General features: G+C 59.6%; 25 protein-coding genes and 1 tRNA gene. 5 read left to right on the top strand and 21 right to left on the bottom strand.

The window, feature by feature from the left end:
* Window positions 1-42 precede the first annotated feature (42 nt).
* The 3 genes from KGB20_RS25280 to KGB20_RS25290 form a co-directional block, all read right to left on the bottom strand.
* Window positions 43-375, bottom strand: a complete 333-nt coding sequence (locus KGB20_RS25280) for a type II toxin-antitoxin system HicB family antitoxin (protein ID WP_150812359.1) — start codon at window positions 373-375, stop codon at window positions 43-45.
* The gene (locus KGB20_RS25285; protein ID WP_218542839.1) at window positions 372-626 is read right to left on the bottom strand and encodes a type II toxin-antitoxin system HicA family toxin; all 255 of its coding nucleotides are present in this window, start codon (window positions 624-626) and stop codon (window positions 372-374) included. The genes KGB20_RS25280 and KGB20_RS25285 overlap by 4 nt, the downstream gene beginning before the upstream one ends.
* 533 nt (window positions 627-1,159) lie before the next feature.
* Window positions 1,160-1,249, bottom strand: a tRNA-Ser gene (locus KGB20_RS25290).
* A gap of 308 nt (window positions 1,250-1,557) precedes the next feature.
* Here KGB20_RS25290 and KGB20_RS25295 point away from each other — a divergent pair.
* The 3 genes from KGB20_RS25295 to KGB20_RS25305 all read left to right on the top strand — a co-directional run bounded on the left by KGB20_RS25295 (window position 1,558) and on the right by KGB20_RS25305 (window position 4,315).
* Window positions 1,558-2,247 carry a crotonase/enoyl-CoA hydratase family protein gene (locus KGB20_RS25295; protein WP_057715728.1) on the top strand — a complete coding sequence of 230 codons (690 nt, stop codon included), beginning with the start codon at window positions 1,558-1,560 and terminating at the stop codon, window positions 2,245-2,247.
* A gap of 214 nt (window positions 2,248-2,461) precedes the next feature.
* On the top strand, window positions 2,462-3,184 hold the full coding sequence (locus KGB20_RS25300) for a lysophospholipid acyltransferase family protein (protein WP_057715729.1): 723 nt from the start codon (window positions 2,462-2,464) through the stop codon (window positions 3,182-3,184).
* Window positions 3,185-3,343: 159 nt separating this feature from the next.
* Window positions 3,344-4,315 carry a magnesium and cobalt transport protein CorA gene (locus KGB20_RS25305; RefSeq protein WP_218542837.1) on the top strand — a complete coding sequence of 324 codons (972 nt, stop codon included), beginning with the start codon at window positions 3,344-3,346 and terminating at the stop codon, window positions 4,313-4,315.
* 100 nt (window positions 4,316-4,415) lie between these two features.
* Here the strand turns inward: KGB20_RS25305 and KGB20_RS25310 are convergent, their stop codons facing one another.
* The 3 genes from KGB20_RS25310 to KGB20_RS25320 all read right to left on the bottom strand — a co-directional run bounded on the left by KGB20_RS25310 (window position 4,416) and on the right by KGB20_RS25320 (window position 8,608).
* Complete coding sequence (locus KGB20_RS25310) at window positions 4,416-5,138, bottom strand: amidotransferase (RefSeq protein ID WP_159389556.1); 723 nt, start codon at window positions 5,136-5,138, stop codon at window positions 4,416-4,418.
* Window positions 5,139-5,233: 95 nt separating this feature from the next.
* Window positions 5,234-7,378, bottom strand: coding sequence for a 3-hydroxyacyl-CoA dehydrogenase NAD-binding domain-containing protein (locus KGB20_RS25315; RefSeq protein ID WP_223533181.1), 2,145 nt, complete (start codon window positions 7,376-7,378; stop codon window positions 5,234-5,236).
* Between the two features lie 24 nt (window positions 7,379-7,402).
* Window positions 7,403-8,608, bottom strand: a complete 1,206-nt coding sequence (locus tag KGB20_RS25320) for an acetyl-CoA C-acetyltransferase (protein ID WP_007993058.1) — start codon at window positions 8,606-8,608, stop codon at window positions 7,403-7,405.
* Between the two features lie 595 nt (window positions 8,609-9,203).
* On the opposite strand from KGB20_RS25320, the gene KGB20_RS25325 reads away from it, so the two are divergent.
* Complete coding sequence (locus tag KGB20_RS25325) at window positions 9,204-10,031, top strand: c-type cytochrome (RefSeq protein WP_223533183.1); 828 nt, start codon at window positions 9,204-9,206, stop codon at window positions 10,029-10,031.
* 171 nt (window positions 10,032-10,202) lie between these two features.
* Here the strand turns inward: KGB20_RS25325 and KGB20_RS25330 are convergent, their stop codons facing one another.
* From KGB20_RS25330 to KGB20_RS25375, 10 genes are all read right to left on the bottom strand, one after another.
* Window positions 10,203-11,012 (bottom strand): transglutaminase N-terminal domain-containing protein, encoded by an 810-nt coding sequence (locus KGB20_RS25330; RefSeq protein WP_057715735.1) that lies wholly within the window; start codon window positions 11,010-11,012, stop codon window positions 10,203-10,205.
* Complete coding sequence (locus KGB20_RS25335; protein WP_057715736.1) at window positions 11,009-11,959, bottom strand: alpha-E domain-containing protein; 951 nt, start codon at window positions 11,957-11,959, stop codon at window positions 11,009-11,011. The genes KGB20_RS25330 and KGB20_RS25335 overlap by 4 nt, the downstream gene beginning before the upstream one ends.
* A 12-nt stretch (window positions 11,960-11,971) precedes the next feature.
* On the bottom strand, window positions 11,972-13,381 hold the full coding sequence (locus tag KGB20_RS25340) for a circularly permuted type 2 ATP-grasp protein (protein WP_046042936.1): 1,410 nt from the start codon (window positions 13,379-13,381) through the stop codon (window positions 11,972-11,974).
* 365 nt (window positions 13,382-13,746) lie between these two features.
* On the bottom strand, window positions 13,747-14,091 hold the full coding sequence (locus KGB20_RS25345) for a ribonuclease E inhibitor RraB (protein ID WP_007971898.1): 345 nt from the start codon (window positions 14,089-14,091) through the stop codon (window positions 13,747-13,749).
* A 209-nt stretch (window positions 14,092-14,300) separates the two neighbouring features.
* The gene (locus KGB20_RS25350; protein ID WP_150812355.1) at window positions 14,301-14,534 is read right to left on the bottom strand and encodes a hypothetical protein; all 234 of its coding nucleotides are present in this window, start codon (window positions 14,532-14,534) and stop codon (window positions 14,301-14,303) included.
* A gap of 216 nt (window positions 14,535-14,750) precedes the next feature.
* The gene (speE, locus tag KGB20_RS25355; RefSeq protein ID WP_057715739.1) at window positions 14,751-15,626 is read right to left on the bottom strand and encodes a polyamine aminopropyltransferase; all 876 of its coding nucleotides are present in this window, start codon (window positions 15,624-15,626) and stop codon (window positions 14,751-14,753) included.
* A 226-nt stretch (window positions 15,627-15,852) separates the two neighbouring features.
* Entirely contained in the window at window positions 15,853-16,044 is a 192-nt protein-coding gene (locus KGB20_RS25360; RefSeq protein WP_057715740.1) for a PLD nuclease N-terminal domain-containing protein, read from the bottom strand.
* An 80-nt stretch (window positions 16,045-16,124) separates the two neighbouring features.
* Entirely contained in the window at window positions 16,125-16,655 is a 531-nt protein-coding gene (locus tag KGB20_RS25365) for a hypothetical protein (protein WP_223533185.1), read from the bottom strand.
* Between the two features lie 235 nt (window positions 16,656-16,890).
* The gene (locus KGB20_RS25370) at window positions 16,891-17,409 is read right to left on the bottom strand and encodes an ankyrin repeat domain-containing protein (protein ID WP_057715742.1); all 519 of its coding nucleotides are present in this window, start codon (window positions 17,407-17,409) and stop codon (window positions 16,891-16,893) included.
* A gap of 97 nt (window positions 17,410-17,506) precedes the next feature.
* The gene (locus KGB20_RS25375; protein WP_223533187.1) at window positions 17,507-19,345 is read right to left on the bottom strand and encodes a long-chain-acyl-CoA synthetase; all 1,839 of its coding nucleotides are present in this window, start codon (window positions 19,343-19,345) and stop codon (window positions 17,507-17,509) included.
* Window positions 19,346-19,702: 357 nt separating this feature from the next.
* Between KGB20_RS25375 and KGB20_RS25380 the strand changes: the two genes are divergently transcribed.
* Window positions 19,703-19,981: a DUF3509 domain-containing protein gene (locus KGB20_RS25380; protein ID WP_057715744.1), complete on the top strand. Its 279-nt coding sequence runs from the start codon at window positions 19,703-19,705 to the stop codon at window positions 19,979-19,981.
* 107 nt (window positions 19,982-20,088) lie between these two features.
* Here the strand turns inward: KGB20_RS25380 and mtnC are convergent, their stop codons facing one another.
* From mtnC to aroC, 5 genes are read right to left on the bottom strand one after another with little or no spacing between them, the layout of a single operon-like run.
* Window positions 20,089-20,772: an acireductone synthase gene (gene mtnC, locus KGB20_RS25385; protein ID WP_223533189.1), complete on the bottom strand. Its 684-nt coding sequence runs from the start codon at window positions 20,770-20,772 to the stop codon at window positions 20,089-20,091.
* Between the two features lie 4 nt (window positions 20,773-20,776).
* Entirely contained in the window at window positions 20,777-21,322 is a 546-nt protein-coding gene (locus KGB20_RS25390; RefSeq protein ID WP_102672392.1) for a 1,2-dihydroxy-3-keto-5-methylthiopentene dioxygenase, read from the bottom strand.
* A gap of 20 nt (window positions 21,323-21,342) precedes the next feature.
* Window positions 21,343-21,963, bottom strand: coding sequence for a methylthioribulose 1-phosphate dehydratase (locus tag KGB20_RS25395; protein ID WP_057715747.1), 621 nt, complete (start codon window positions 21,961-21,963; stop codon window positions 21,343-21,345).
* Window positions 21,960-23,111, bottom strand: coding sequence for an MFS transporter (locus KGB20_RS25400; RefSeq protein ID WP_090453989.1), 1,152 nt, complete (start codon window positions 23,109-23,111; stop codon window positions 21,960-21,962). The genes KGB20_RS25395 and KGB20_RS25400 overlap by 4 nt, the downstream gene beginning before the upstream one ends.
* 29 nt (window positions 23,112-23,140) lie before the next feature.
* The gene (gene aroC, locus KGB20_RS25405; RefSeq protein ID WP_057715749.1) at window positions 23,141-24,232 is read right to left on the bottom strand and encodes a chorismate synthase; all 1,092 of its coding nucleotides are present in this window, start codon (window positions 24,230-24,232) and stop codon (window positions 23,141-23,143) included.
* Window positions 24,233-24,274: the final 42 nt, after the last annotated feature.

Here is a 24,274-nt window from a genome sequence, read left to right on the forward strand (position 1 = left end):
AAGAGTTTGAGCAGTCTACAGCCGGATCGGCTTATTCACTGCTTAAGCATGCGCCTCGCGATCAAGAACATCAGCAACCCACTGATTGATACTTTTGTGGGCTAACTGAGCTTTCACAGCTACCGTCGCGTGAAGGGCTGGGGCCAGGCGCAGACTGAGATGGCCTGAATAGGGCTTCTGTGGGGTGCGGCCGAGTTTGGCGCAAGTCTCCAGATAATCGGTGACGGCCTCTTCGAATGCGGTGCGAAGTTCTTTGACTGACTCGCCGTGAAACCCGACAACATCCTTGATGCCCGCAATGTGGCCGACGAACAGGCCGTCTTCGTCGCTGTACTCGATTCGGGCTGAGTAGCCGTTGTAGTTCATTACGTTCACGGGGTAACTCCTGCTTGCTCAAGGAAAGCCCGGGCGTCACGCACCTGGTAGGGCTTGGCTTCTTTGTCGGGGTGGGGCCGATGAAAAGTGGCCACCACGCCATTCAGTTCAAAACGTACTCGCGATCCATTGCCTTCGATGGTTCTTGCCCCTGCAGCGCCGAACAAAGATTCGATGCGTGACCACTCCATGGTGGCCGGGGCTGGTCTTGAAAATACGGTTTTGAGGGTGCTGAGCTGTTTATTATTCATGGTATTATATCATGATACCGCACAGGGTTTAGCAACCGCGAATGACATCGCTGATGCGTGGGAGAAGCCTCTAACGCGTGCTTAAAAAAACGCCGCTTATCCAGAACAGGAAAGCGGCGTTTTTCGTGTGGAAGCGTTTGTTTTGCAAGGCAGGCAGGATATCGGGGTGACTCTCGCCGGGGTTGTAGGCAATTTCCGAGAGTTGCGTAAAGCCTTACGCTTGCTGCGTTTTTAGCTGGCCACTACCTTGCTGGTCTTAACCTGGGCGGGACACCCTTAAGTGGATCTGTATAGATACTCCCTAAGAAGACTGCATTTTTATAATCACTTCGCACGAAAGGAGACGGTTGACCGAAAGCAGGCATTAGCGAGATAGGTACTTGTCTGATGCTCTCACTCATATCGTGCGAGCTAGAACACCCCATAAATCATCTGCGTTCCCACTTTGTTCACATACGGCCCTTTTTCAGACGCCAAAAACCACAAACCCCCGACTTTCTCTAGGAAAATCAGGGGTTTGTGTTTGCAGAATGTGGCGGTGAAGGAGAGATTCGAACTCTCGATACAGTTTCCTGTATACACACTTTCCAGGCGTGCTCCTTAAGCCACTCGGACACTTCACCGTATCTCTTCAAACATGTTCTGTCTGTCGAGGCGCGCTAATGTAGTCGAAAGCTTTTCCGATGGCAAACATTTTTTTCAGAATTTTCATGCGGTTAACGCGATTCAGCGTTTCCGGTCGTTCCCGGCCATGGCAAACCGGCCAATCTCCGGCTTCGTGCCCTCTTCTATATAGAGGGGAATGCGCAGCAGGCACGGCGGGCTGCGCCTGACGGGCGGGCAAAGGGTGACTGGCGGGTCAGTCACGGCGCTTTACCTGGCTTGCGGCGGTGGGTAACGTCTGCCCAACTTTATTGAAAGGAATAGCGTCATGAGTGAGTTGATTTCCTACCATCTCGAAGACGGTATCGCGACCCTGACCCTGAGCAATGGCAAGGTCAATGCCATCTCCCCGGATGTGATTGCCGAGTTCAACGCTGCGCTGGATCGGGCAGTGGCTGATCGTGCGGTGGTGATCATTACCGGCCAGCCGGGCATTCTCTCTGGCGGTTATGACCTGAAGGTGATGACGGCCGGTCCTAGAGAGGCCGTGGCGCTGGTGACCGCCGGCTCGACCCTGGCCCGCCGCCTGCTGTCGCACCCCTTCCCGGTGATCGTGGCGTGCCCGGGGCACGCGGTGGCCAAGGGCGCGTTCCTGCTGTTGTCGGCTGACTATCGCATCGGCGTTGAAGGTGCGTTCAGCATTGGCCTGAACGAAGTGCAGATCGGCATGACCATGCACCACGCGGGCATCGAGATTGCCCGTGACCGCCTGAACAAAGTGGCGTTGCAGCGTTCGGTGGTCAACGGCGAGATGTTCAATCCACAAGGCGCCGTGGCGGCCGGCTTCCTCGATGTCGTGGTCTCGCCTGAAGAACTGCAAGGCGCGGCACTGGCGGCGGCTCGTCAGTTGAAGAAGATCAACATGACCGCGCACAAGAACACCAAATTGAAAGTGCGCAAAGCGCTGCTGGAGGCCCTGGACAACGCGATCATCCAGGATCAGGAGCATTTGGGCTAAGTCCGGATCTGCTGCAACGAAAAGCCCGACCGTCGTGTCGGGCTTTTTCATACGTGTCTGCATTAAACGTCTGTGACCGCTCTAGACCGCATCTGACCAAACAGTCGGAAACATCAGCTCAAACATCCTCGATCTCCCACTTCCCTGGGAGCAATTGCCGAAAACAGTGCACATCCGTACACTGCGCCACCTTTTGTCCCGGTGGGGCCTGTAAATGCTGTTTTTGTGCCGTATGTCATTGATGGGCCTGCACTTTATCGTGGCGGGTGTGCTGGGGGTGATGCTCGGCCTGTGCCGGCCGTTCAATCCGGACAACAGCCGCCTGTGCGCACGCCTGTACGCATGGCCGGCCATGTGCATTTTGCGTTTGCGAGTGAAGGCCGAAGTCGGGCCGTTGATGGATAAACCCGACAGCTGCGTGATCATCGCCAATCACCAGTCCAACTATGACCTGTTTGTGTTTGGCAACGTGGTGCCCCGTCGTACCGTGTGCATCGGCAAAAAGAGCCTGAAGTGGGTGCCGCTGTTCGGGCAGTTGTTCTGGCTGGCCGGCAATGTGCTGATCGACCGTGGCAATGCGCAAAAGGCACGCAAGTCGATGTTGACCACCACCCACACCCTGCAAAACAAAGACACCTCGATCTGGGTTTTCCCGGAAGGCACGCGCAACCTGGGTGAGGACTTGCTGCCCTTCAAGAAAGGCGCCTTTCAGATGGCGATTGCCGCCGGGGTGCCGATTGTCCCGGTGTGCGTCAGCAGTTACGTCAAACACATGCGGTTGAACCGCTGGCGCAGCGGGAAAATCCTGATTCGCTCGTTGCCGGCTATTCCCACCGCCGGATTGAGCCTGGACGACATGCCCCTGCTGATCGCCCAGTGCCGCGAGCAGATGCGTGAATGCATCGAATCGATGGACCGGCAACTGCAAGCTGCCTGAAAAAGAAACCCGCCTGGTGCGGGTTTTCTTTTGCCTGCGCGTCTTTGCCCAGAACTCGGCAGATTTAACTGACTCTCAAACACTGCAAGGCTAAGCTGATCCACACTGCCAATGCATTCGTTGCCAATTGAAAGCTGCCAAAAGAAGTGAACCACCATCATGGGTAGAGTTGTTGCTGCTGCGGTTTATAGCGCCGGTAAGAGAGTCACTAATATCAGCCTTGACGAAGGCGCAGCCTGGGCTGCAAAGCCCGGGCACTTTGTCTGGATCGGCCTCGAAGAGCCGAACGCCGAGGAGCTCTACAATCTGCAACGCCAGTTCAACCTGCACGAATTGGCCATCGAAGACGCCCTGGAAAAGCACAGCCGACCGAAGCTGGAAACCTTCGGCGATGCGCTGTTCATCGTGACGTATTCGCCCATCCGCCATGAGGGCAAACTCGAGTTCATCGAGACGCATATCTTTGCCGGCAATGGTTACATCATTACTGCGCGCAACGGTCACTCCGCGTCCTACGCCCATGTCCGACAGCGCTGTGAGGCGCGTCCGCTATTGCTTGAGCACGGGGAAGATTTCGTACTCTATGCCATCCTCGATTTCGTGATCGAAAACTACCAGCCGATGGGCGAAGCCATTCACGGGGAAATCGATGAGTTGGAGCGCAACGTGTTGTGCGGCTCGCTCAATGACTACGACATCCAGAAGCTACATGGCCTGCGTCGTGATGTTTTGCGCTTGCGTCGCTATGTGGCACCGATGATTGAGATCGGGGAGGAATTGCAGAGGCTGAGCTTCCCGTTCATCGACAAGAACATGCGCCCGTACTTTCGCGATGTGCAGATTCATGTAACGCGGCAGATGGAAGACCTGACGACGCTGGCGGATATTGCCAGCCAGACGATTGAGGTCGGGGTGCTGCTGGAGGCCTCTCGCCAGAGCGTGGTGCAACGCAAGTTTGCGGCCTGGGCGGCGATCCTGGCCTTCCCGACGGCGGTGGCGGGGATCTACGGGATGAACTTCCAGAACATGCCGGAGCTGAGCTGGCACTACGGGTATTTCGGGGTGCTGGGGTTTATTACGGTGGGTTGTCTGGGGTTGTGGGCGAGCTTCAAGAAATCGGGGTGGCTGTAGGAGCGAGCCTGCTCGCGAAAAACCCGAGAGCACCGCGGGCTGTCAGGTTTGGCGCGTTATCGTTCACGACCATCGCAAGCAGGGCTCGCGCCTACAGGTTTTAAACAGCTGTTGGCTTGTGCGCGACAAACCGCATCATCCACTCGGCAACCGTGGTGCCGTGGTGTTCCTGGTCCAGGCTCGCGATACCTTTGGAGTAGACCTGCTCGCCCAGTGCCTGCTGGCGAATTTCCAGCAGGGCACGGGAGTAGTCGTGGATGAATTCCGGATGCCCCTGGAAGCACAGCACCTGATCGTTGATGTGGTAGGCGGCAAACGGGCAGAAGTCGCTGGAAGCGATAACCGTGGCGTTCTCCGGCAGCGACGTGACCTGGTCCTGGTGGCTGATCAGTAGCGTCAATTCTTCGCGCACCGGGTTCATCCACGGCGCCTTGGCGGCCAATTTGTAATTGTGGGTGCCGACGCCCCAGCCCTGGGTCGCACGCTCGCTCTTGCCACCGAGCAGCAACGCCAGCAACTGATGACCGAAGCAAACGCCCAGCAGCTTGTCGCCGCGCTCGTAGCGGGTCAGCAGATATTTCTTGAGGGTTTCGATCCACGGGTCAGTGCCGAAAGAGTCGGCCTTGCTGCCCGTCACCAGGTAGGCGTCGAACGTCAGGTCGTCGCTTGGGTACTCACCCTGCACCACGTTGTAGACCGTGAACTCGGCGGCAATCGGCTGCTGCGAAAACAGGTGTTTGAACATCTGCCCGTAGCCCTGATATTGGTCAACCAATTCCGGACGCAGGTGGTCGGTTTCCAGAATGCAGATGCGTAACGACATAAAAAATACCTGACACGTGATGGGAATAATGCACACCCCAGAGCCTGCCTTGAAACGCTGTGACAAGGCAAGCCCCGAAATGCATCATCTCCCCCTTAGAACGCCTCCCCTTTGGCGGCCTTCTCCAGCAGCAAGGCAGGAGGCGCGAACCGCTCGCCATACTGTGTGGCCAGATACTGGGCTCGGGCCACAAAGTCCTGCACGCCGTACTGGTTGATGAACTGCAGCGCACCGCCGGTCCAGGCGGCGAAACCGATGCCGAAGATCGAGCCAATGTTGGCATCCGCCGTCGAGGTCAACACCCCCTCCTCCACACAGCGCACGGTTTCGATGGCTTGCACGAACAGCAGGCGATCACGCACGTCCTTGGGCGAAATCTGCCCGTCGGCTTTCTCGAAGCGGGTTTTCAACTCAGGCCACAGGTGTTTCTGGCCGCCCGCCGGATACTCGTAGAAACCTCCACCGCCAGCCTTGCCCGGACGCTTGAACTCATTGAGCAACAAGTCAATCACGGTAAATGCCGGGTGTTCTGTCAGCGGTTTGCCTTCTGCTTGCAGGTCCTTGGCCGTTTGCAGGCGAATATGGTTCATCAGGCTGAGGGAAACTTCGTCAGAGATCGCCAGCGGTCCTATCGGCATGCCGGCCTTGCGCGCTTCAGTCTCGATCATCGCCGCGCTCACGCCCTCACCCAGCATGGCAATGCCTTCATTGGTGAAGGTGCCGAACACCCGCGACGTGAAGAAACCGCGGCTGTCATTGACCACAATCGGGGTTTTCTTGATTTGCAGGACGTAATCGAAGCCGCGGGCCAGGGTTTCATCGCTGGTGTTGGCGCCCTTGATGATTTCCACCAGCGGCATTTTTTCCACGGGGCTGAAAAAATGCAGGCCGATGAACTTGCTCTGATCGGGCACGGCACACGCCAGGCCGCTGATCGGCAAGGTCGAGGTGTTGGAGGCGATCACCGCGTCCGCGCCGACGACCTTCTGCGCCGCCAACGAGACTTTGGCCTTCAAATCCCGATCCTCGAACACGGCCTCGATGATCAGGTCGCAACCGGCCAGGTCGGCATCGCTTTCGCTGGTTTGAATGCGTGACAGAACGGTGTCGCGTTGCTCGATGCTTATTTGTCCGCGAGCAACCTTCTTGTCCAGCAGCGCCGCCGAATGCGCCTTGCCCTTCTGCGCCGCCGCGAGGTTGATGTCCTTGAGCACCACATCGATCCCCGCCGACGCACTGACAAACGCAATACCGGCGCCCATCATCCCGGCGCCGAGCACGCCGACCTTGCGGGTGACATAAGGTGCAAAGCCTTGAGGCCGCGAGCCGCCGGCATTGATTTCGTTGAGCTGGAACCAGAACGTGCCAATCAGGTTTTTCGAGACCTGGCCGGTGGTCAGTTCGGTGAAGTAGCGGGTTTCGATCAAGTGCGCCGTGTCGAAGTCCACCTGGGCGCCCTCGACCGCTGCGCAGAGGATTTTCTCTGGCGCGGGCATCGTGCCCTGGGTTTTACTGCGCAGGATCGAAGGCGCAATAGCCAGCATCTGCGCAACTTTCGGGTTTGACGGTGTGCCGCCCGGAATCTGGTAACCCTTCACGTCCCAGCGCTGCACTGCCGCTGGATTGGCCAGAATCCACGTCCGCGCCTTGGCCAACAAGTCTTCGTGATCGGTCGCCAGCGCGTCGATCAATCCTGCCTGCAATGCCTGTGGTGGCCGCACTTTCTTGCCTTCAAGCAAATAAGGCAGGGCTTTTTCCAGGCCGAGCATGCGCACCATGCGCACCACGCCTCCGCCGCCTGGCAGCAGACCAAGGGTGACTTCCGGCAGGCCGAGTTGCACCGACGGGTGGTCCAGCGCCACGCGGTGATGGCAGGCCAGGCAGATTTCCCAGCCGCCGCCCAGTGCGGCGCCATTGATCGCCGCGACCACAGGCTTGCCGAGGGTTTCCAGGGCGCGCAACTGGCCCTTGAGGTTCAGCACCATGTCGTAGAAGGCCTTGGCCTGGGGTTTGCCAACCTTGATCAGCTCGTTGAGATCGCCGCCAGCGAAAAATGTCTTCTTGGCCGAGGTGATGATCACACCGGCGATGCTGTCCTTGTCGGCCACCAGGCGCGTAACGCAGTCCGCCATGGCTTCGCGGTACACCGCGTTCATGGTGTTGGCGCTCTGGCCCGGCATGTCGATGGTCAGGACGACGATCTGGTCCTGGTCTTTTTCGTAACGAATGGCTTCGCTCATAACTGGGTTCCTTGATGTCCGGGCTCAGAGGCGTTCGATGATGGTGGCAATGCCCATGCCGCCGCCGACACACAGGGTCGCGAGGCCATAACGCAGGCGCCGGGCTTCCAGCTCATCGAGCAGGGTGCCGAGAATGGCGCAGCCAGTGGCGCCCAGCGGGTGGCCCATGGCGATTGAGCCGCCGTTGACATTGACCTTGTCCGGATCGACGGCCATGTCCTTGATGAATTTCAACACCACCGACGCGAACGCCTCGTTGACCTCGAACAGGTCGATGTCTTCGACCCGCAGCCCGGCCTTGGCCAACGCCTTGCGGGTCGCCGGCGCGGGGCCGGTGAGCATGATGGTCGGATCGGTGCTGGTGACCGCCGTGGCGACAATGCGCGCCCGTGGCTGCAAGCCCAACGCCCGGCCCTTGGCTTCGGAGCCGATGAGCATCAGCGCCGCGCCGTCGACAATCCCGGAGCTGTTGCCGGGGGTGTGCACATGGTTGATCCGCTCGACATGGCTGTAGACCCGCAGCGCGGTGGCATCGAAACCCATCTGCCCCATCATCTCGAAACTCGGCTTGAGCTTGCCCAGGCCTTCCAGGGTCGAGTCGGCGCGGATGAACTCATCGTGATCGAGCAGGATGATGCCGTTCTGGTCCTGCACCGGCACCAGCGATTTGTTGAACGAGCCATCGGCCCGCGCTCGCGCAGCCTTTTGCTGGGAATGCAGGGCGTAGGCATCGACGTCCTGACGGCTGAAGCCTTCAAGGGTGGCGATCAGGTCGGCACCCACGCCCTGTGGCGTGAAGTGACTGTGCAGGTTGGTCGCCGGGTCCAGCGCCCAGGCCCCGCCATCGCTGCCCATCGGCACCCTGGACATCGACTCGACACCACCGACCACCACCAGGTCTTCGAAACCGGAACGCACTTTCATCGCGCCGAGGTTCACGGCCTCCAGCCCCGAAGCACAGAACCGGTTGATCTGTACTCCCGCCACGCTGACATCCCAATCGGCCACCTGAGCGGCAGTCTTGGCGATGTCGGAACCTTGATCACCAATCGGGGTTACGCAGCCAAGCACCACATCATCGACCTGGCTGGTGTCCAGCGCCGTGCGCTGTTGCAGTGCGGTGAGCAAACCAGCCACCAGGTTCACCGGTTTGACGCTGTGCAAGGCGCCATCGGCCTTGCCTTTGCCACGGGGCGTGCGTAACGCGTCGAAAATCAATGCTTGGGTCATGACGTCCTCGAACCGCAGTGCAGGTGGGTAAATACCGAGCGCCCACTCTTGGCCCGAGCCGCGTTTGATTCAATGACCGCAGCGCTCACAGACATTGACGCTCACGCTCAGACGAACGGTAGTCAGCTACCATTCAGGACACCAAGCTGTCTAGCCAACGGGCGCCAAAGAAGCTGGCACTAGGCCTCATGCCATTTTTAACGCGAATTTGAAGAACACCATACGAAATGGATCTAAGCCAAGCGTACCGCGGGCTCTAAGGTGAACATGTACGAAGTTGTCGTCGGGTTTTGCCGAGGCACTCGTCACTACAGGAAGTGCAACGCGCTGCCATCATGGATGCTATGCGGGCAGGCATCAGGAAATAACAAAAAAGGCGGTCAAGCCATGTTCAAACAATCGAAAGTACGTCAAGCCGGGCTCATCCTTTTCGCCACCACGCTGTTGTTGATATTGCCGAACCTGACCAAGGTCATCGGCTAGTCGCGTCTATAAAGCTACGGCGTCACAGTTTTTGAATTGCCACTCTCAAAATGTGACTGGCCCGCTACCCGGGCCAGCGTGGCTGTGCCAATCTTTGCGGCACTTGCACGACATGGACGGCGATCACTTGAAAATGCTCATTCTGCTCGGGGCCACGCTGTTCGGCTCGCCCCTGTATGCCGCACAGCTGAACCTGGAACTGGGCGCGAACAGTCGCACCTGGCAGACCGAGCAATTGCTCAAGCATCCTCAGGTTCAAACCATCGACATCAGCAACGACGTTTCCTACAAGCGGGACATGAGCTACCGCGCCGTGCCGCTGTCCGCACTGCTGACCGGCATCAAACCTGAAGACCACTTGCAAGCCGTGGCGCTGGATGGCTTTGCCGCCGAAATGACCGCCGCGCCGTTGCTCAATACCCAGGGTGCACAGGCGTGGCTGGCGATTGAAGACCCGACCAAACCCTGGCCACCGCTATCCGAAGGCAAGCCAGGCGCCGGGCCGTTCTATCTGGTCTGGAGCAATCCGCAGGCCGGCAACATCAGCCCAGAACAATGGCCATTCCAGGTGGCGAGCATCAAACGCCTGGCACCCGTGGCCGAGCGCTTTCCCGCACTGCTGCCCGATCCGGCATTGAAGGCGGATGATCCGGTGAACAAGGGATTTGCGTTGTTCCAGAAGAACTGCCTGGCCTGTCATCGACTCAATGGCGCCGGGGACGCGCAATTCGGGCCGGACCTGAATATTCCGTACAACCCGACCGAGTACTTCGGTGCGGACTTCCTCAAGCGCTACATCCGCGATCCACAGAGTTTGCGCCAGTGGCCGCAAGCGAAGATGCCCGGGTTCTCGGCCGAGGTGTTGCCCGATGGGGATCTGGGGATGCTGGTGGGGTATTTGCGGCATATGGTCGGGCGCAAGGCCCTCTCAACCAAGTAACCCCCAACTCTGTGGCGAGGGGGCTTGCCCCCGTTGGGGCGCGAAGCGGCCCCTCATCAAGGCGATGCAATCCATCAGAAAGATCGCTTTCGCCGAGTTTGCGACTGCTTCGCAGCCGAACGGGGGCAAGCCCCCTCGCCACAGAGGCTCCCTGATTTCCATGGACCGCGCCTACTGCTGCTGCACTGAAATCACCGGCGCTGGCGTCGGTGACACCAGCACCTTGGCGTGCATCTGCTCACACCCGCCGCCCCGGCGCATCCCGCGCACCGGGCAGGCATCCAGGTAATCCAGGCCCACCGCCAGTTTCAGATGGCGTTCCGGCCGGGCCAGCTCATTGGTCACGTCGAAGCTGTACCAGGCGTCATCCAGCCAGGCTTCGGCCCAGGCGTGGCTGGCCAGGTGTTCGCTGTTCTCGCTGTACAGATACCCCGACACATAACGCGCTGGAATGCCCAGGCTGCGGGTGCAGGCGAGAAACGCGTGGGTGTGGTCTTGGCACACGCCGGACCGTCCGGCAAAGGCCTGGGCCGCGCTGGTGTCCACTTCCGTGGAACCTGGCGTGTAGGTCATATGCTGGTTGAGGCCATGCATCAGATCGATCAGCGCCGTGCGATCGCGGCGTTGTCTGCATTCCTTCTCGGCGAACGCACGCAGGGCGGCGTCGGCTTCGGTCAAACGGGTGAAGCGCAGAAACGGCAGTGCCGACTGGCTCTCGTGTTCGGCCTCACGCAATTCGTCGATATCGACCTGGCCACGGGCACCGATGATGATCGCCTCATGGGGCTCGTCCATGGTCAGCACATGCAGGATGTTGCCGAACGGATCGAGTTGCGCCCGCACCGGACGTGGCAGGTCGAGCTGCCAGCTGAGTACGTGCTGGCGCTCGCTGTCGTGGGGGGTCAGGCGCAGATACTGGATGCTCGCCCGCACCTTGTCTTCGTAGTGATAGGTGGTTTCGTGGCTAATGGAAAGTCTCATGCGGCCTCCAGATAAGAACTGTGAATCGCGTTACCCAACTGGCGCACCAGCGGGATGAACTCGGTCAGCCAGGCGTGCAGGCCTTCTTCGAGAATTTCATGGATGCCGGTGTAGCGCAGGCGTGCGTCCATTTCTGCCGCCAGGCGTTGTGCCGGGCGACCGTTGGCCCCCGGCAATTGCGAGAGAATCTGGTCGATTTCTTCGGTGCAGGCGCGCAGGGATCGCGGTACATCGGCCCGCAGCAACAGCAACTCCGCCACATGCCTGGCGCCAGGGGCGTCGCGGTAGATTTCCGTGTAGGCCTCGAACGACGACAATGCCCGCAACAACGCGCTCCACTGGTAATAGGCGTGAGCGGTGCCATCGCTGACCGCTTCGGCCTGATCGCCGGCCATTTCATAGCGGGCATCGAGCAGGCGCAAGGTGTTGTCCGCCCGTTCGATAAAGGTCCCCAGACGAATGAAGCGAAACGCATCGTTACGCATGATGGTGCCGTAGGACGCACCCCGGAACAGGTGGGAACGTTCCTTGATCCACTCGCAGAAACGGCTCATGCCGTAGCGACTGAGGCCCTGTTCGGCGATGCCGCGAATTTCCAGCCAGGTGGCGTTGATGTTTTCCCACATGTCGGCGGTGATGCGCCCACGCACCGCATGGGCGCTGGCCCGTGCCGCACCGAGACAGCTGTAGATGCTCGCCGGGTTGGCCGCATCCAGGGCGAAGAAATGCAGCAGCCGTTCGGCATGCAGTTCGCCATGGCGCTCCAGGTAATCGTCCAGGGTGCCGGTGATCAACAGCGGCATGGCCAGTTCGTGCAAACCGTCGCCACGACCGTCCTGCGGCATCAGCGACAGCGAATAGCTGATGTCGAGCATCCGGGCGAGGTTTTCCGCCCGCTCCAGGTAACGCGACATCCAATACAAATCCGAGGCAGTTCTACTTAACATGACAGGCTTCCTTTAATCCTCGACCACCCAGGTGTCCTTGGTTCCACCGCCCTGGGAGGAATTGACCACCAGGGAGCCTTCGCGCAGGGCGACGCGGGTCAAGCCGCCGGGCACGACCCGGGTTTCACGACCCGACAGGACAAACGGCCGCAAGTCGATATGGCGTGGCGCAATGCCGTTTTCGACAAAGGTCGGACAGGTCGACAGCGACAGCGTCGGTTGCGCGATATACGCATGGGGCTTGGCGATGATCCGCGCACGGAAGGCTTCGATTTCCGCCGCCGTCGCCGCCGGCCCCACCAGCATTCCGTACCCGCCGGAGCCTTGGGTTTCCTTGACCACCAGTTCTGGAAGATTGGCCAGCACATGGGAAAGCTCAGACGGATTACGGCATTGCCAGGTCGGCACGTTCTTCAGGATCGGCTCTTCGTCGAGGTAGAAACGGATCATGTCGGTAACGAACGGATACACAGACTTGTCGTCCGCCACCCCCGTGCCGATGGCATTGGCCAGCACCACGTTGCCGGAACGGTAGGACGACAGCAGCCCCGGCACGCCGAGCATCGATTCCGGGTTGAAGGCCAGGGGATCGAGGAAGGCGTCGTCGAGGCGACGATAAATCACGTCGACCGCTTTCGGCCCGTCGGTGGTGCGCATGTAGACCTTGTCGTCACGCACGAACAGGTCCGCGCCCTCCACCAGTTCCACGCCCATTTCCCGCGCCAGGAACGCATGTTCGAAGAACGCACTGTTGAAGCGCCCCGGCGTCAGCACCACCACGCTCGGGTTATCGATGGGGCTTGAACTTTTCAGGGTGTCGAGCAACAAGTTCGGGTAGTGGTCGATGGGGGCAATGCGTTGCGCCGCGAACAGCTCGGGAAACAGGCGCATCATCATCTTGCGGTCTTCGAGCATGTAGCTGACACCGCTCGGCGTACGCAGATTGTCTTCGAGCACGTAGTAGGTGCCGTCGCCGTCGCGCACCAGGTCGACGCCGGAGATGTGCGAATAGATATCGCGGTGCAGGTCCAGGCCCTGCATCGCCAACTGGTACTGCTCGTTGGCCAGCACCTGCTCGGCCGGAATGATGCCGGCCTTGATGATGCGCTGCTCGTGGTAAAGGTCGGCGAGGAACATGTTCAACGCCTTGACCCGCTGGATGCAGCCGCGTTCGACAATCCGCCACTCGCTGGCGGGGATGCTGCGTGGAATGGTGTCGAAGGGGATCAGGCGCTCTGTGCCCTGTTCGTCCCCGTAGAGCGTGAAGGTAATCCCGGCGCGATGAAACAACAGATCGGCCTCGCGTCGCCGTTGTGCCAGAAGCTCGTCAGGCGTCTCGGCCAGCCAACGGGCAAACTCCCGATAATGCGGGCGGACCAGGCCGCCGGCATCGTACATCTCATCAAAATAGGTGCGGATCATGCCGTACTCCTTGTCACTCGGACGTCCAGACCTTCGCAAGGCCCGTGCCATCGGCATAAACGCTTAAATTTCAATCGGTTGGATAATCAACGCGCACGTACCGCACCAATCCTGTGCGGTAAATGCCCCAACCTGATCGCCCCCGCTTCATTGCAAGGCGTGGTGGTCGCCTATCACCAGCATAGTCAGAGTTGATTTCACTGCCCGGCAATGGGTACGGATAATCCAGGCATTCGCTGAAAAGCTCACCGGACTTCCCTTTTAGCCGCCTGCCCTGGCGGCTTTTTTTTGGTGTCCAACGCCCACAAATGAAAACGGCCAACCCGAAGGTCAGCCGTGATTGCTGATTGTCACTGTTCATAAGGTTATGCGAGTCGCCCTCGTACCTCCTGTTTCACACCCCAGCCTTCGATGATGCCGCCCAGAGGCTCGACCACTGCTTCGAAACCCTGTTCGAAGTCGCCGATATCATCGTAGGTGGCATACATGACCTTGCACAGCTCCAGCGCCCAGGCGCCGTCGTCGCGCACACTGACTTGCGCATCCAGGGATTCACCACGGTGGAAATGACCTGCCGCCCTGCGTGCCCGCTCCTCATCCGGGAAAATGGCGTAGAACTCGATGGGATGAAACCGTGAAAAGTCAAAACCGCCTTCTTTCATGCGGCGCAGCACGCTGCTGCTGATGTCTTCTTGATAGGCTGTGCTCATGAAACGTCCTCCTCAAAACGATGGATAGACTTTCCGTACTCCCTCACCCGCAACCGAACAGCGCGAGCGACGGCAACCGATGTGCCGGCGGGAAACAAGCATGGAGCTACAAGACCAGACCTTAGCGATTCATTCGCTGATCTCGCTTGCAGAGTAGCCTCAAGACAGAGCCCGTGCCAAGGCCTGGATGTGAATGCGACAGGTGTTGTTCAGATTGGAGTAATGTCGAGGATTTGAATGCTGTTCTGGGACTTGAGCTCTTTGACGCTCGCGTCACTGGTCCGCCCTTCCAGATCGTTCAGATCCAGTTCGGCGGCGACAGGAAGAAGCCGGGCCTTGATGAGCTTGGCAGCACGCTCGTAGTCCGGGCGCTCGGTGCACTCAAAGACTTCGTTGATGGTTTCGCCATGATCATCCACGAAAGTGACCTTCCACTTTTGCATTGGTGCCTCCTCGATAAAACCCATGGATGGGCTTACCTCTATCTCGACCTTGTTAGCTGGCTAATTGTTCCGGTGGATCTGCACCCATCGCAAATCTCTGTAGGAGCGAGCCTGCTCGCGAAAAACTTGAGAACGCCGCGTTAAATCAGACATCCCGCGTCATCGTTCACGTCCATCGCGAGCAGGCTCACTCCTACAGGTCTGCGTTTCAATCCATCAGTCGTTACTTGGCTTGTTCACTGCCTGCAACACGTATTGCGGCAAGGCGAAGGCGCCGATGTGGATTTCAGGATTGTAGTAGCGGGTGATGATGCCGCTGCCCGCGAAGCGTTGTTGCAGGGTTTCGCGGGACAACTTGCGATAAGCGGTATTGGTGGCGCCCCAGGCGAAGGTCATTGAACCACCGATGTAGGTCGGTACGGCGGCCTGATAGAAGTGCCAGTCCGGGAACAGGCTGCGCAGGCGACCGGCGGTGGTCTTCACTTCTTCGATCTGCATGAACGGCGTGCCGTTCTGGGTTACCAGGATGCCGCCTTCGTTCAGGCAGCGGTGGCAAGCCTGGTAGAAGTTTTCCGAGAACAGCACTTCACCCGGTCCGATCGGATCGGTGGAGTCGGAAATGATCACGTCGAACTTTTCAGTGGTGGTGGCGACGAAACGCATGCCGTCGTCGATCACCAGGTTCAGGCGTGGATCATCGAATGCACCCTTGGAGTGATTCGGCAGGAATTCCTTGCACATGTCGACCACGGTGCCGTCGATCTCGACCATGGTGATGTGCTCGACGCTGCGGTGCTTGGCCACTTCACGCAACATGCCGCCGTCACCGCCGCCGATGATCAGCACGCGCTTGGCGGCACCGTGCGCCAGGATCGGCACGTGGGTGAGCATTTCGTGGTAGATGAATTCGTCGGCTTCGGTGGTCTGGATCACGCCGTCCAGCGCCATCACCCGGCCCATGCGCGGGTTCTCGAAGATCACCAGGTGCTGGTGCTCGGTGCGCACTTCGTGCAGCAGTTTTTCCATGCGAAAACGCTGGCCGTAGCCTTCGTAGAGGGTTTCCAGGTAGTCGCTGGCGGGGATGTTGCTCATGGGAAGTGCTCCGATGAATGCGGGTGGCAACGGACGGTTACCCGCCCATGATGGCCAATCGAGCGTCTCGATTGGCCGGGAAAGGCGCGCATTCTACGTCGCGGAACATGACAGGTCGAATGTGGGAGCGGGCTTGCTCGCGAAGGCGTAGTGTCAGTCGCTATAAATGTTGACTGATTCACCGCTTTCGCGAGCAAGCCCGCTCCCACAGGTTCAGTGTCGACGCTCAGAGTTTGACGTTGCCCCGCGGCCCGGCAATGGCCCAGATGATCAGTCCCAGTACCGGCAACAGCGCGATCAGTAGTACCCAGAGGATTTTCATCCCGGTCCCGGCACTACTTTTGAAGACGTTGATGATGGCCCAGATGTCCAGGACAAAAATGATCAAGGCAACCAGGCTGTTGAACGTAGAACCCATGGTGACGCTCCCGAAAAGTGATATGCCCCCTCAGGATAGACGGTCGTCGCGAGGATTCCTTTTTATTGACAGTGTCTGGATCAGACGTGGATCGCCACTTTCAGGGCTTCCAGGGATGGCGCGGCTGTAATGCCCACTTCGGTGCACAATTCCAGCACCCGTGGCACGTCGTTGCCGTAGACCAGGACCACCTGCAACTCGTCATCGAGCAACTGGCTGAAGTTCATCAGCGTGTAGCCACCGTTTTCCTTGTTCATGCTGCTCATCTGCACCTGGATGCGGTTGAGCGCGGTCAGGGCTTCGGTCCTGGCCAGTTGCTTGGGCTTGAGATTGAACTCCACACCCGGGCCGAACGAGGCGACGATCTGCGCGAACAGGTCCATGTATGTGTCAGCCTGGAACAGCACCGTTTCCGGCAGGCTGCCGACCACCACCCACTCACCCAGCGGGATCGGGAAGGTTTCGTCGTAGTTGATGTCCGGATTGGCCATCAGAAAAGCCTCGGGATCGGCGTAGGCCTGGGCCGCTTCGTCCGCGACCTTGAGGATTTCGTCTTCGCCCATGCACCCGGAGCTGATTTTGCTGATGAGTTCGACGAGTGCGGCTTTCATGGGGAGGATCCTGTAGCGAGGTGAATTTTGAGGGCGCGAAGGATAGCGCATTAATGAGGGAAGTGCGGACCTGTGGCGAGGGGGCTTGCCCCCGTTGGGTCGCGAAGCGGCCCCAAAACATTCAATTGGGGTGTATCAGAAAGACCGCACATGCTGATTCTACGACTGCTTCGCAGCCGAACGGGGGCAAGCCCCCTCGCCACAATTGGGATTAACAGCCTCAAGTCATTCGATATCAGCCAATCAGCTTCTCAAGCTGCGCAACGGTATCGGAAGCCCCCATGGTCCTGGCAGCCTCCAGCGCGGTGATGCCATTGGCGTCCTTGGCTTTCGGGTCGGCGCCCTTGCTGATCAGGTAATCGACCACTTCGACGCGGTTGAACATCGCCGCCATCATCAGCGCCGTGCGACCATCGAAGGACGAGCCTTCAACCTGGGCGCCACCATCGACCAAGGCCTTGATCACCGCCAGGTCACCCTTGAAGGCGGCACCGGCAATCGGGCTCTGGCCGTTGTCGTTGCGGATCTCCGGGTCGGCCTTGTGCTCCAGCAGGACTTTTACCGTGTCCACATGACCGTGATACGCGGCCAGCATCAGCAAGGTATCGCCCTTGTGGTTACGCAGGTTCGGCGGCAAACCCTTGGTCAGCAGCGCGGCCATCATCGCCGCATCGCCCTCCCGTGCCTTGTTGAATACCTGTTCGGTAAATTCGGCGGCTTCTTCGGGGGTCATCTGGCGGCTTTTGTCTGACATTGGGCACTCCCTTTTCTGTCATTCGTAAAAGCCGACAGTTTCCCGAGCGCCCCCGGCACTGTCACTTGTTTTTTCTCATGGGCCGCCATAGCCAGATTCAATAGCGGTACTTGCCGCCGTGAATGTCGGACAACAACTGCTCCGTGACCTGTACATAAGTCTGCGTCCCCGGCAGCCAGGCATAGATCGGGTCATCGCCGGTTTTACCCGGGTCGAAGGCCTCGTCCTTCAGTCGGGTCTTCTGATATTTGAACGTCCCGGTGGTTTCCATTTTCACTTTCACCCGCAGGAACAACGGCACCGCATAGGCCGGCATCTGCTCGCGGGCGAAGGCCAGCAACTCACTGAAGTCCAGGGTTGCCAGGGATTCGGCGGGAGTGATCGCCGCCATCCCGGCCCGGCCATTGGTGTTGCGGATTTCCACGCCATAGGCCACGGCTTCGGAAATAAGCGGGTGTTGCAGGAGGATGTTTTCGACCTCCGTGGTCGAAACGTTTTCGCCCTTCCAGCGGTAGGTGTCGCCCAGGCGGTCGACAAACTGCGCATGCCCAAAGCCGATGTTGCGCAACAGGTCGCCGGTGTTGAAGTAGCGGTCTCCCTTTTCGAACACATCCTGAAGCACGACCTTGGCGGTTTTCTGCGGATCGGTGTAACCGTCCAGGGGGGCCTTGTCGTCGATTTTTGCCAGCAACAACCCCTGCTCACCCTTGGCGACCTTGCGCATCAGGCCATTGGCCTGTCGAATCGGCGCGCCACTGTCATGGTCGTACGCGACCAACTCCCAGGACATCAGGGAAAAACCGATGGTGTTGTCGAAATTGAGAATGTTGGTGAAACCGATATTGCCGTCGCTGGCAGCGTACAGCTCGCAGATGTGATTCACCGCAAAGCGGGTCTTGAACTCGCTCCAGGCGCCGGGGCGCAAGCCGTTGCCGATCATTTTCTTCACATCGTGCCGGCTGTCCTCGGAGCTGGGCGGTTGATCGACCAGGTAGCGGCACAGTTCGCCGACATAACCGATGGTGGTCGCCCGGTACTTGCGCGCATCGTTCCAGAACTGACTGGCGCTGAATTTGCGGCGAATGGCGAATCCGCTGGCCCCACTGACGGCCGAACCCCAGCACACGCAAAGGCCCGTGGCGTGGTACAGCGGCAAGGTGCAATAGACGACATCGTCGGGGCTCATGTCCAGGGCGATCATGCCGAAACTCGCAGAGCTGCGCATCCAGCGACCGTGCTTGAACACGCCGGCCTTGGGCAGCCCCGTGGTGCCCGAGGTGTAGATATAAAAGCAGGGATCGTCGAAGAAAATCTGCTGGCTGCTGGCCGGGTTGTCGCTGGCGTCGTCGAGGCTGACGGTCATCAGGTTGATGAAACCTTCAGGTGCGATACCGGGTTGTCGAGAGGTGTCCTGATCGGCAACGAACCAGGTTCGCGCAGCCTTGATCGACACCCGCTCACGCACCGCCAGGTACGCCGGGACCAACTCCTCACCGACAATGATCGCCACCGGCGCCACCAGGTTCACACTGTGCACCAGGGTGTCGCGGGTTTGCGAGGTATTGAGCAGCGCACTGATCGCGCCGACCTTGGCCACCGCCAGAATCGTCACCAGCAATTCCGGGCGGTTCTCGATGAAGACAGCCACCACATCACCCTTGCCGATGCCTTGGCCGATCAGGTGATGGGCGATGCGATTGGCCCATTGGTTGACCTCGGAGTAACTGAGCGTTACGTCGCCTTGCAACAGCGCCGGGCCATCCGGGTTGCGCAACGTGGCTTGCTCGAAACTCCAGCCCAAACCACACGCCTGGGTCGGGTCCTTGACGTTGGCGGCCTTCATGCCCCTCACCACCCGGGGGATGGCCTTGGCGATGGAAGGCAGCTTGCGGAGCATCATGCTCCAGGTAATCGTGTCGTTCGACGTGCGACTCATGATGCTCCCGTTCGATCTTTTTATTGTCGGGCTGCGATGACTGAGCCCGAAAATACGTCAACGGTTCTTGAGCTGTACACGCGGTTTTTGAAATGTTTTGTATCCGAGATCTTAATCCGCGATTGATACAAGGCCAATCGTGAACCCCCGCACACGCAATGGTTCCATCGAATCGCCGAGCGACCTCGCAAAATGCAGGATGCACGACGGCCGTTCATGCAGAATGCACGAAAGCAAAAATCACCACAGATACTAACTTATTGTTTTATAAGATTATTTACAAAAAACCCAGGCTGGCACAATCACTGCAACCTTCTCCGTATGCTTGCCATTCAAGAGCCAACGGAGCTGAAAGAAATGAACCTGATTCAGGAAAAATTTTCGTCCCTGTTCTCCAACTTCGAAGTCACCACCCATGCCCGGCCTGACGGTGGGATCCTGCTGACCCTGAGCGGCGGCGAAGGCAAGGTGTTCAAGCGCTCGATTTCCTATCAACAATTGCACAATGGCGACCAACTGACGTGGGTCATCAGTGCGATTCGCCGCGACCTCGCCGAACAAGCCAGTGAACTGCCGCAGATTTCCATGCTGCAGAGCCAGCAACGGTTTGCCCTGCCGACCTATCACTCGCTGTAGAAAATGTGGGAGCGGGCTTGCTCGCGAAGAGGGAGTGTCAGTCAACATCAACGTTGAATGACACACCGCTTTCGCGAGCAAGCCCGCTCCCACAGGTTGTATGGCGTTTAGAAAGTAGAGGGATTTATCCGCGCAAAGCTGTCCACGGTGACATGCCCCGCCAGTTCCCCACCCTCGCGGGCCAGCCCGCAAGTGGCCATCCCCGCCGTGCGCGCCGCGTCGAGTTCTTCGACGATGTCCGACAGAAACAGAATCTGCCCCGCCTCAAGGTTGATCGCCTGGGTGATGTTGGCGTAGGACTGCGCCTCGCGCTTGGGGCCCGAAGTGGTATCGAAATAGCCGCTGAACAGTGGCGTCAGATCCCCCGCCTCTGAGCAGCCGAAGATCAACCGCTGGGCCTGGATTGAACCGGACGAATAAACAAACAGTTGAAAGCCCTCCCGATGCCAGCGCTTGAGCGCTTCAACGGCGTCCGGGTACACGTGCCCCTTCAACTGCCCGGCCTGATAGCCCTGCTCCCAGACCATGCCCTGCAACGCTTTCAGCGGCGTGGCCTTGCGGTCTTCAGCGATCCAGCCCAACAGGATCTCGATGACCCGCTCGACGTCGGCGTCCGGTTCGTTGCTGTCGCGGCGCACGGTAGCCAGTTGCTCCGCCACATCGGCGCGTTCGGCATGCTGACGGACAAACGCCGGCAAGTGTTTGGCGGCATAGGGGAACAGCACGTCGAACACAAAACTCACCGCGCTGGTGGTGCCTTCGATGTCGGTGAGAATCGCTTTGATCGGCATCGACTCAGTCCTCCAGGCGCGGGAATCGGCTGGCGATGTCTTCGCCGGTGAAATTGGCCACCCAACCTTCCGGGTTGTTGAACAGACGGATCGCGACGAAGTGCGGATGTTCGCCCATGTCGAACCAGTGTTTGGTTCCGGCCGGCACCGAGATCAGGTCGTTTTTCTCGCACAGCACCGCGTAGACGTAATCGTCGATGTGCAGGGTAAACAGGCCACGGCCGGCAACGAAAAATCGTACTTCATCTTCGCCGTGGCGATGTTCATCGAGGAACTTGGCACGCAGTTCGGCTTTTTGCGGGTGATCGCTGTTGAGGCTGATCACGTCGACAGTGACGTAACCGCGCTCGGTCATCAGCTTGTCGATTTGCTCCTGGTAGGCGGCAATCACTTCGTCCTGAGTGGCGCCCGGCTGGATCTTCGCCGCGGCTTGCCAGCGGTCGAAGCGTACGCCCTGCTCGGCCAGGGTCGAGGCGATGTCTTCGAAATGGGTCAGCACCTTGTTGGGGATTTCAGGGCTGGAGACGTGATAGACGGACAGGCTGCTCATCAGGGCAACTCCTTAACGGTTCATGCTTTAAAGAGCGAGCGCATCTTCAACTCGCACTCGAACAAAAATTCAAAGGCCTCGATCTGCCGCAGGGCATCGCTCATGCGCGCGCCCCAGGTGTACAGGCCATGGCCACGGATCAGGTAGCCGACGCAATCGGGATGGGCGTCGAGCCAAGGCTGCACCTTGGCGGCCAGTCGCGCAATGTCCTGGTCGTTGTCGAAAATCGGCACCCGCACCCGGGATTCGTGGGTCGTCACACCGCTGAAGGCCTTTTGCAGTTCGTAGTCTTCGAACTCGATGAAGTCTTGCGGCGTCAGGCGCGACAGCACGGTGGCGTTCACGGAATGGGTGTGCAACACGGCACCGATCTCCGGGCGCCAGCTGTAGAGCTGGGTGTGCAACAGGGTTTCGGCGGACGGTTTCTTGCCCGGTTCCAGGCTGTTGCCCGACAGGTCGGTGGCCAACACGTCGTCCATGCCCAGTTGCCCCTTGTGCTTGCCGGACACGGTCAGCAAGGCTTCGCTCGGCGACAGGCGGGTCGAGTAATTACTGCTGGTGGCCGGCGACCAGCCGCGGCCATACAGAAAACGCCCGGCGTCGATGATTTCCTGGGCGAGTTGTTCACGGGTAAGGCTCATGGCCTGTCCTCTTGCATACGTGTGGCAATGATAACGGCAGCCGCGACGGCTGCGAGACTGGCAATACTAAATGTCCATGCCGCGCCGAGGGCGTTCCAGCTGTAGCCGGAATACAACGCGCCCAACGCACCGCCAGTGCCGGCCAATGCAGCGTACAGCGCCTGGCCCTGGCCTTGCTGGCGCGCACCGAAGCTACGTTGCACGAATGAAATGGCAGCGGCGTGAAAGCTGCCGAACGTCGCCGCGTGCAGGATCTGGGCAAACAACAGTACCCAAAGAAACTCTGCCAGCGAACCCAGCAACAGCCAACGCAACGCCGCCAGCAGAAAGCTGGCCATCAGCACCCGGCGCAGTGAAAAGCGCGCGAAGATCCGGCTCATGGCCAGAAACATCAGGACTTCGGCGACCACGCCGACCGCCCAGAGCATGCCGATCACACCCCGGCTGTAACCCAGGCGCTCAAGGTGCAGGGTCAAGAACGTGTAATACGGTCCGTGGCTCATCTGCATCAGCGCCACGCAGCCGTAAAACGCCAAAACACCGGGGTTGCGCAGTTGCTTGAGGAATCCCTCCCCCGCCACCCGGTTGCCCGGGGCCGGTTGGGCATTGGGCACCCACAGACTGCTGAGCACGATGCCCACCATGATCAGCACCAGCGCCGCCGGATAGATGTCCAGGCTCAGCCATTCAAACAAACGGCCCAGCGCGACCACGGTGATGATGAAACCGATCGAGCCCCACAGGCGAATCTGGCTGTAGCGCGAGGTCTGGCTCTGCAAATGCGCCAGGGTGATGACTTCGAACTGTGGCAACACCGCGTGCCAGAAGAACGCATGCAAGGCCATGACCATCGCCAGCCAGGCGTAGGTCTTGCTGACGAAGATCAGCGAAAAGGTCAGCAGCGTGCACACCGCGCCGAAGCGCACGATGGCCAGTCGCCGACCGGTGTAGTCGCCCAGCCAGCCCCAGATGTTCGGCGCTACGCAGCGCATCAGCATCGGGATCGCCACCAGCTCGCCGATCCGCGCGGCGCTGAACCCCAGGTGATCGAAGTACAGCGCCAGAAACGGCGCTGTCGAACCGAGCAAGGCGAAATAGAACAGATAGAAACTGGAGAGCCGCCAGTACGGGAGCGCCGCAGTCGCCATCAGACGGCTGCGACCATGATGTCAGCCATTTACAGCTGACCCAGCACCGGCGTGCTCACACGCACGTCGGCGTTTTGCCCACGATGGCGCAGCAGGTGATCCATCAGCACGATGGCCATCATCGCCTCGGCAATCGGCGTGGCGCGGATGCCCACGCACGGGTCGTGACGGCCCTTGGTGATCACTTCCACCGGGTTGCCATGGATGTCGATGGAACGGCCCGGCGTTGTGATGCTCGACGTCGGCTTCAGCGCCAGGTGCGCAACGATGGGCTGACCGGAGGAAATACCGCCGAGAATGCCGCCCGCGTTGTTGCTGAGGAAACCTTCCGGGGTCATTTCATCGCGATGCTCGGTGCCACGCTGGGCGACGCTGGCAAAACCGGCGCCGATTTCCACGCCCTTGACCGCGTTGATGCTCATCAGCGCATGGGCCAGCTCCGCGTCGAGGCGGTCGAAGATCGGCTCGCCCAGGCCCGGCATCACGCCTTCGGCGACCACGGTGATTTTCGCACCGACCGAATCCTGGTCGCGACGCAACTGGTCCATATAGGCCTCCAGCTCAGGCACTTTGTCCGGGTCCGGGCTGAAGAAGGCGTTCTGCTCGACCGAATCCCAGGTCTTGAACGGGATTTCAATCGGCCCCAACTGGCTCATGTAGCCGCGAATGACGATGCCCTGGCTGGCCAGGTATTTTTTTGCAATCGCACCGGCCGCGACGCGCATCGCGGTTTCACGGGCCGAGCTGCGACCGCCGCCGCGATAATCGCGCTCGCCGTACTTGTGGTGGTAGGTGTAATCGGCGTGGGCCGGGCGGAACAGGTCCTTGATCGCCGAGTAGTCCTTGGACTTCTGGTCGGTGTTGCGGATCAACAGGCCGATGGCGCAACCGGTGGTGCGGCCTTCGAACACGCCGGAGAGGATTTCGACTTCGTCGGCTTCCTGGCGTTGGGTGGTGTGGCGGCTGGTGCCGGGCTTGCGGCGGTCCAGGTCACGCTGCAGATCCTCCAGGGAAATCTCCAGCCCCGGCGGGCAGCCATCGACAATGGCGACCAACGCCGGGCCATGGCTTTCGCCCGCGGTGGTGACAGTGAACAGCTTGCCGTAGGTATTGCCGGACATGCAGGACGCTCCGTGAAATGAACCTGAATACGTAATGCGCGC

Source organism: Pseudomonas sp. BF-R-30, from assembly GCF_019956175.1.
GTDB classification, from domain to species: domain Bacteria; phylum Pseudomonadota; class Gammaproteobacteria; order Pseudomonadales; family Pseudomonadaceae; genus Aquipseudomonas; species Aquipseudomonas jessenii.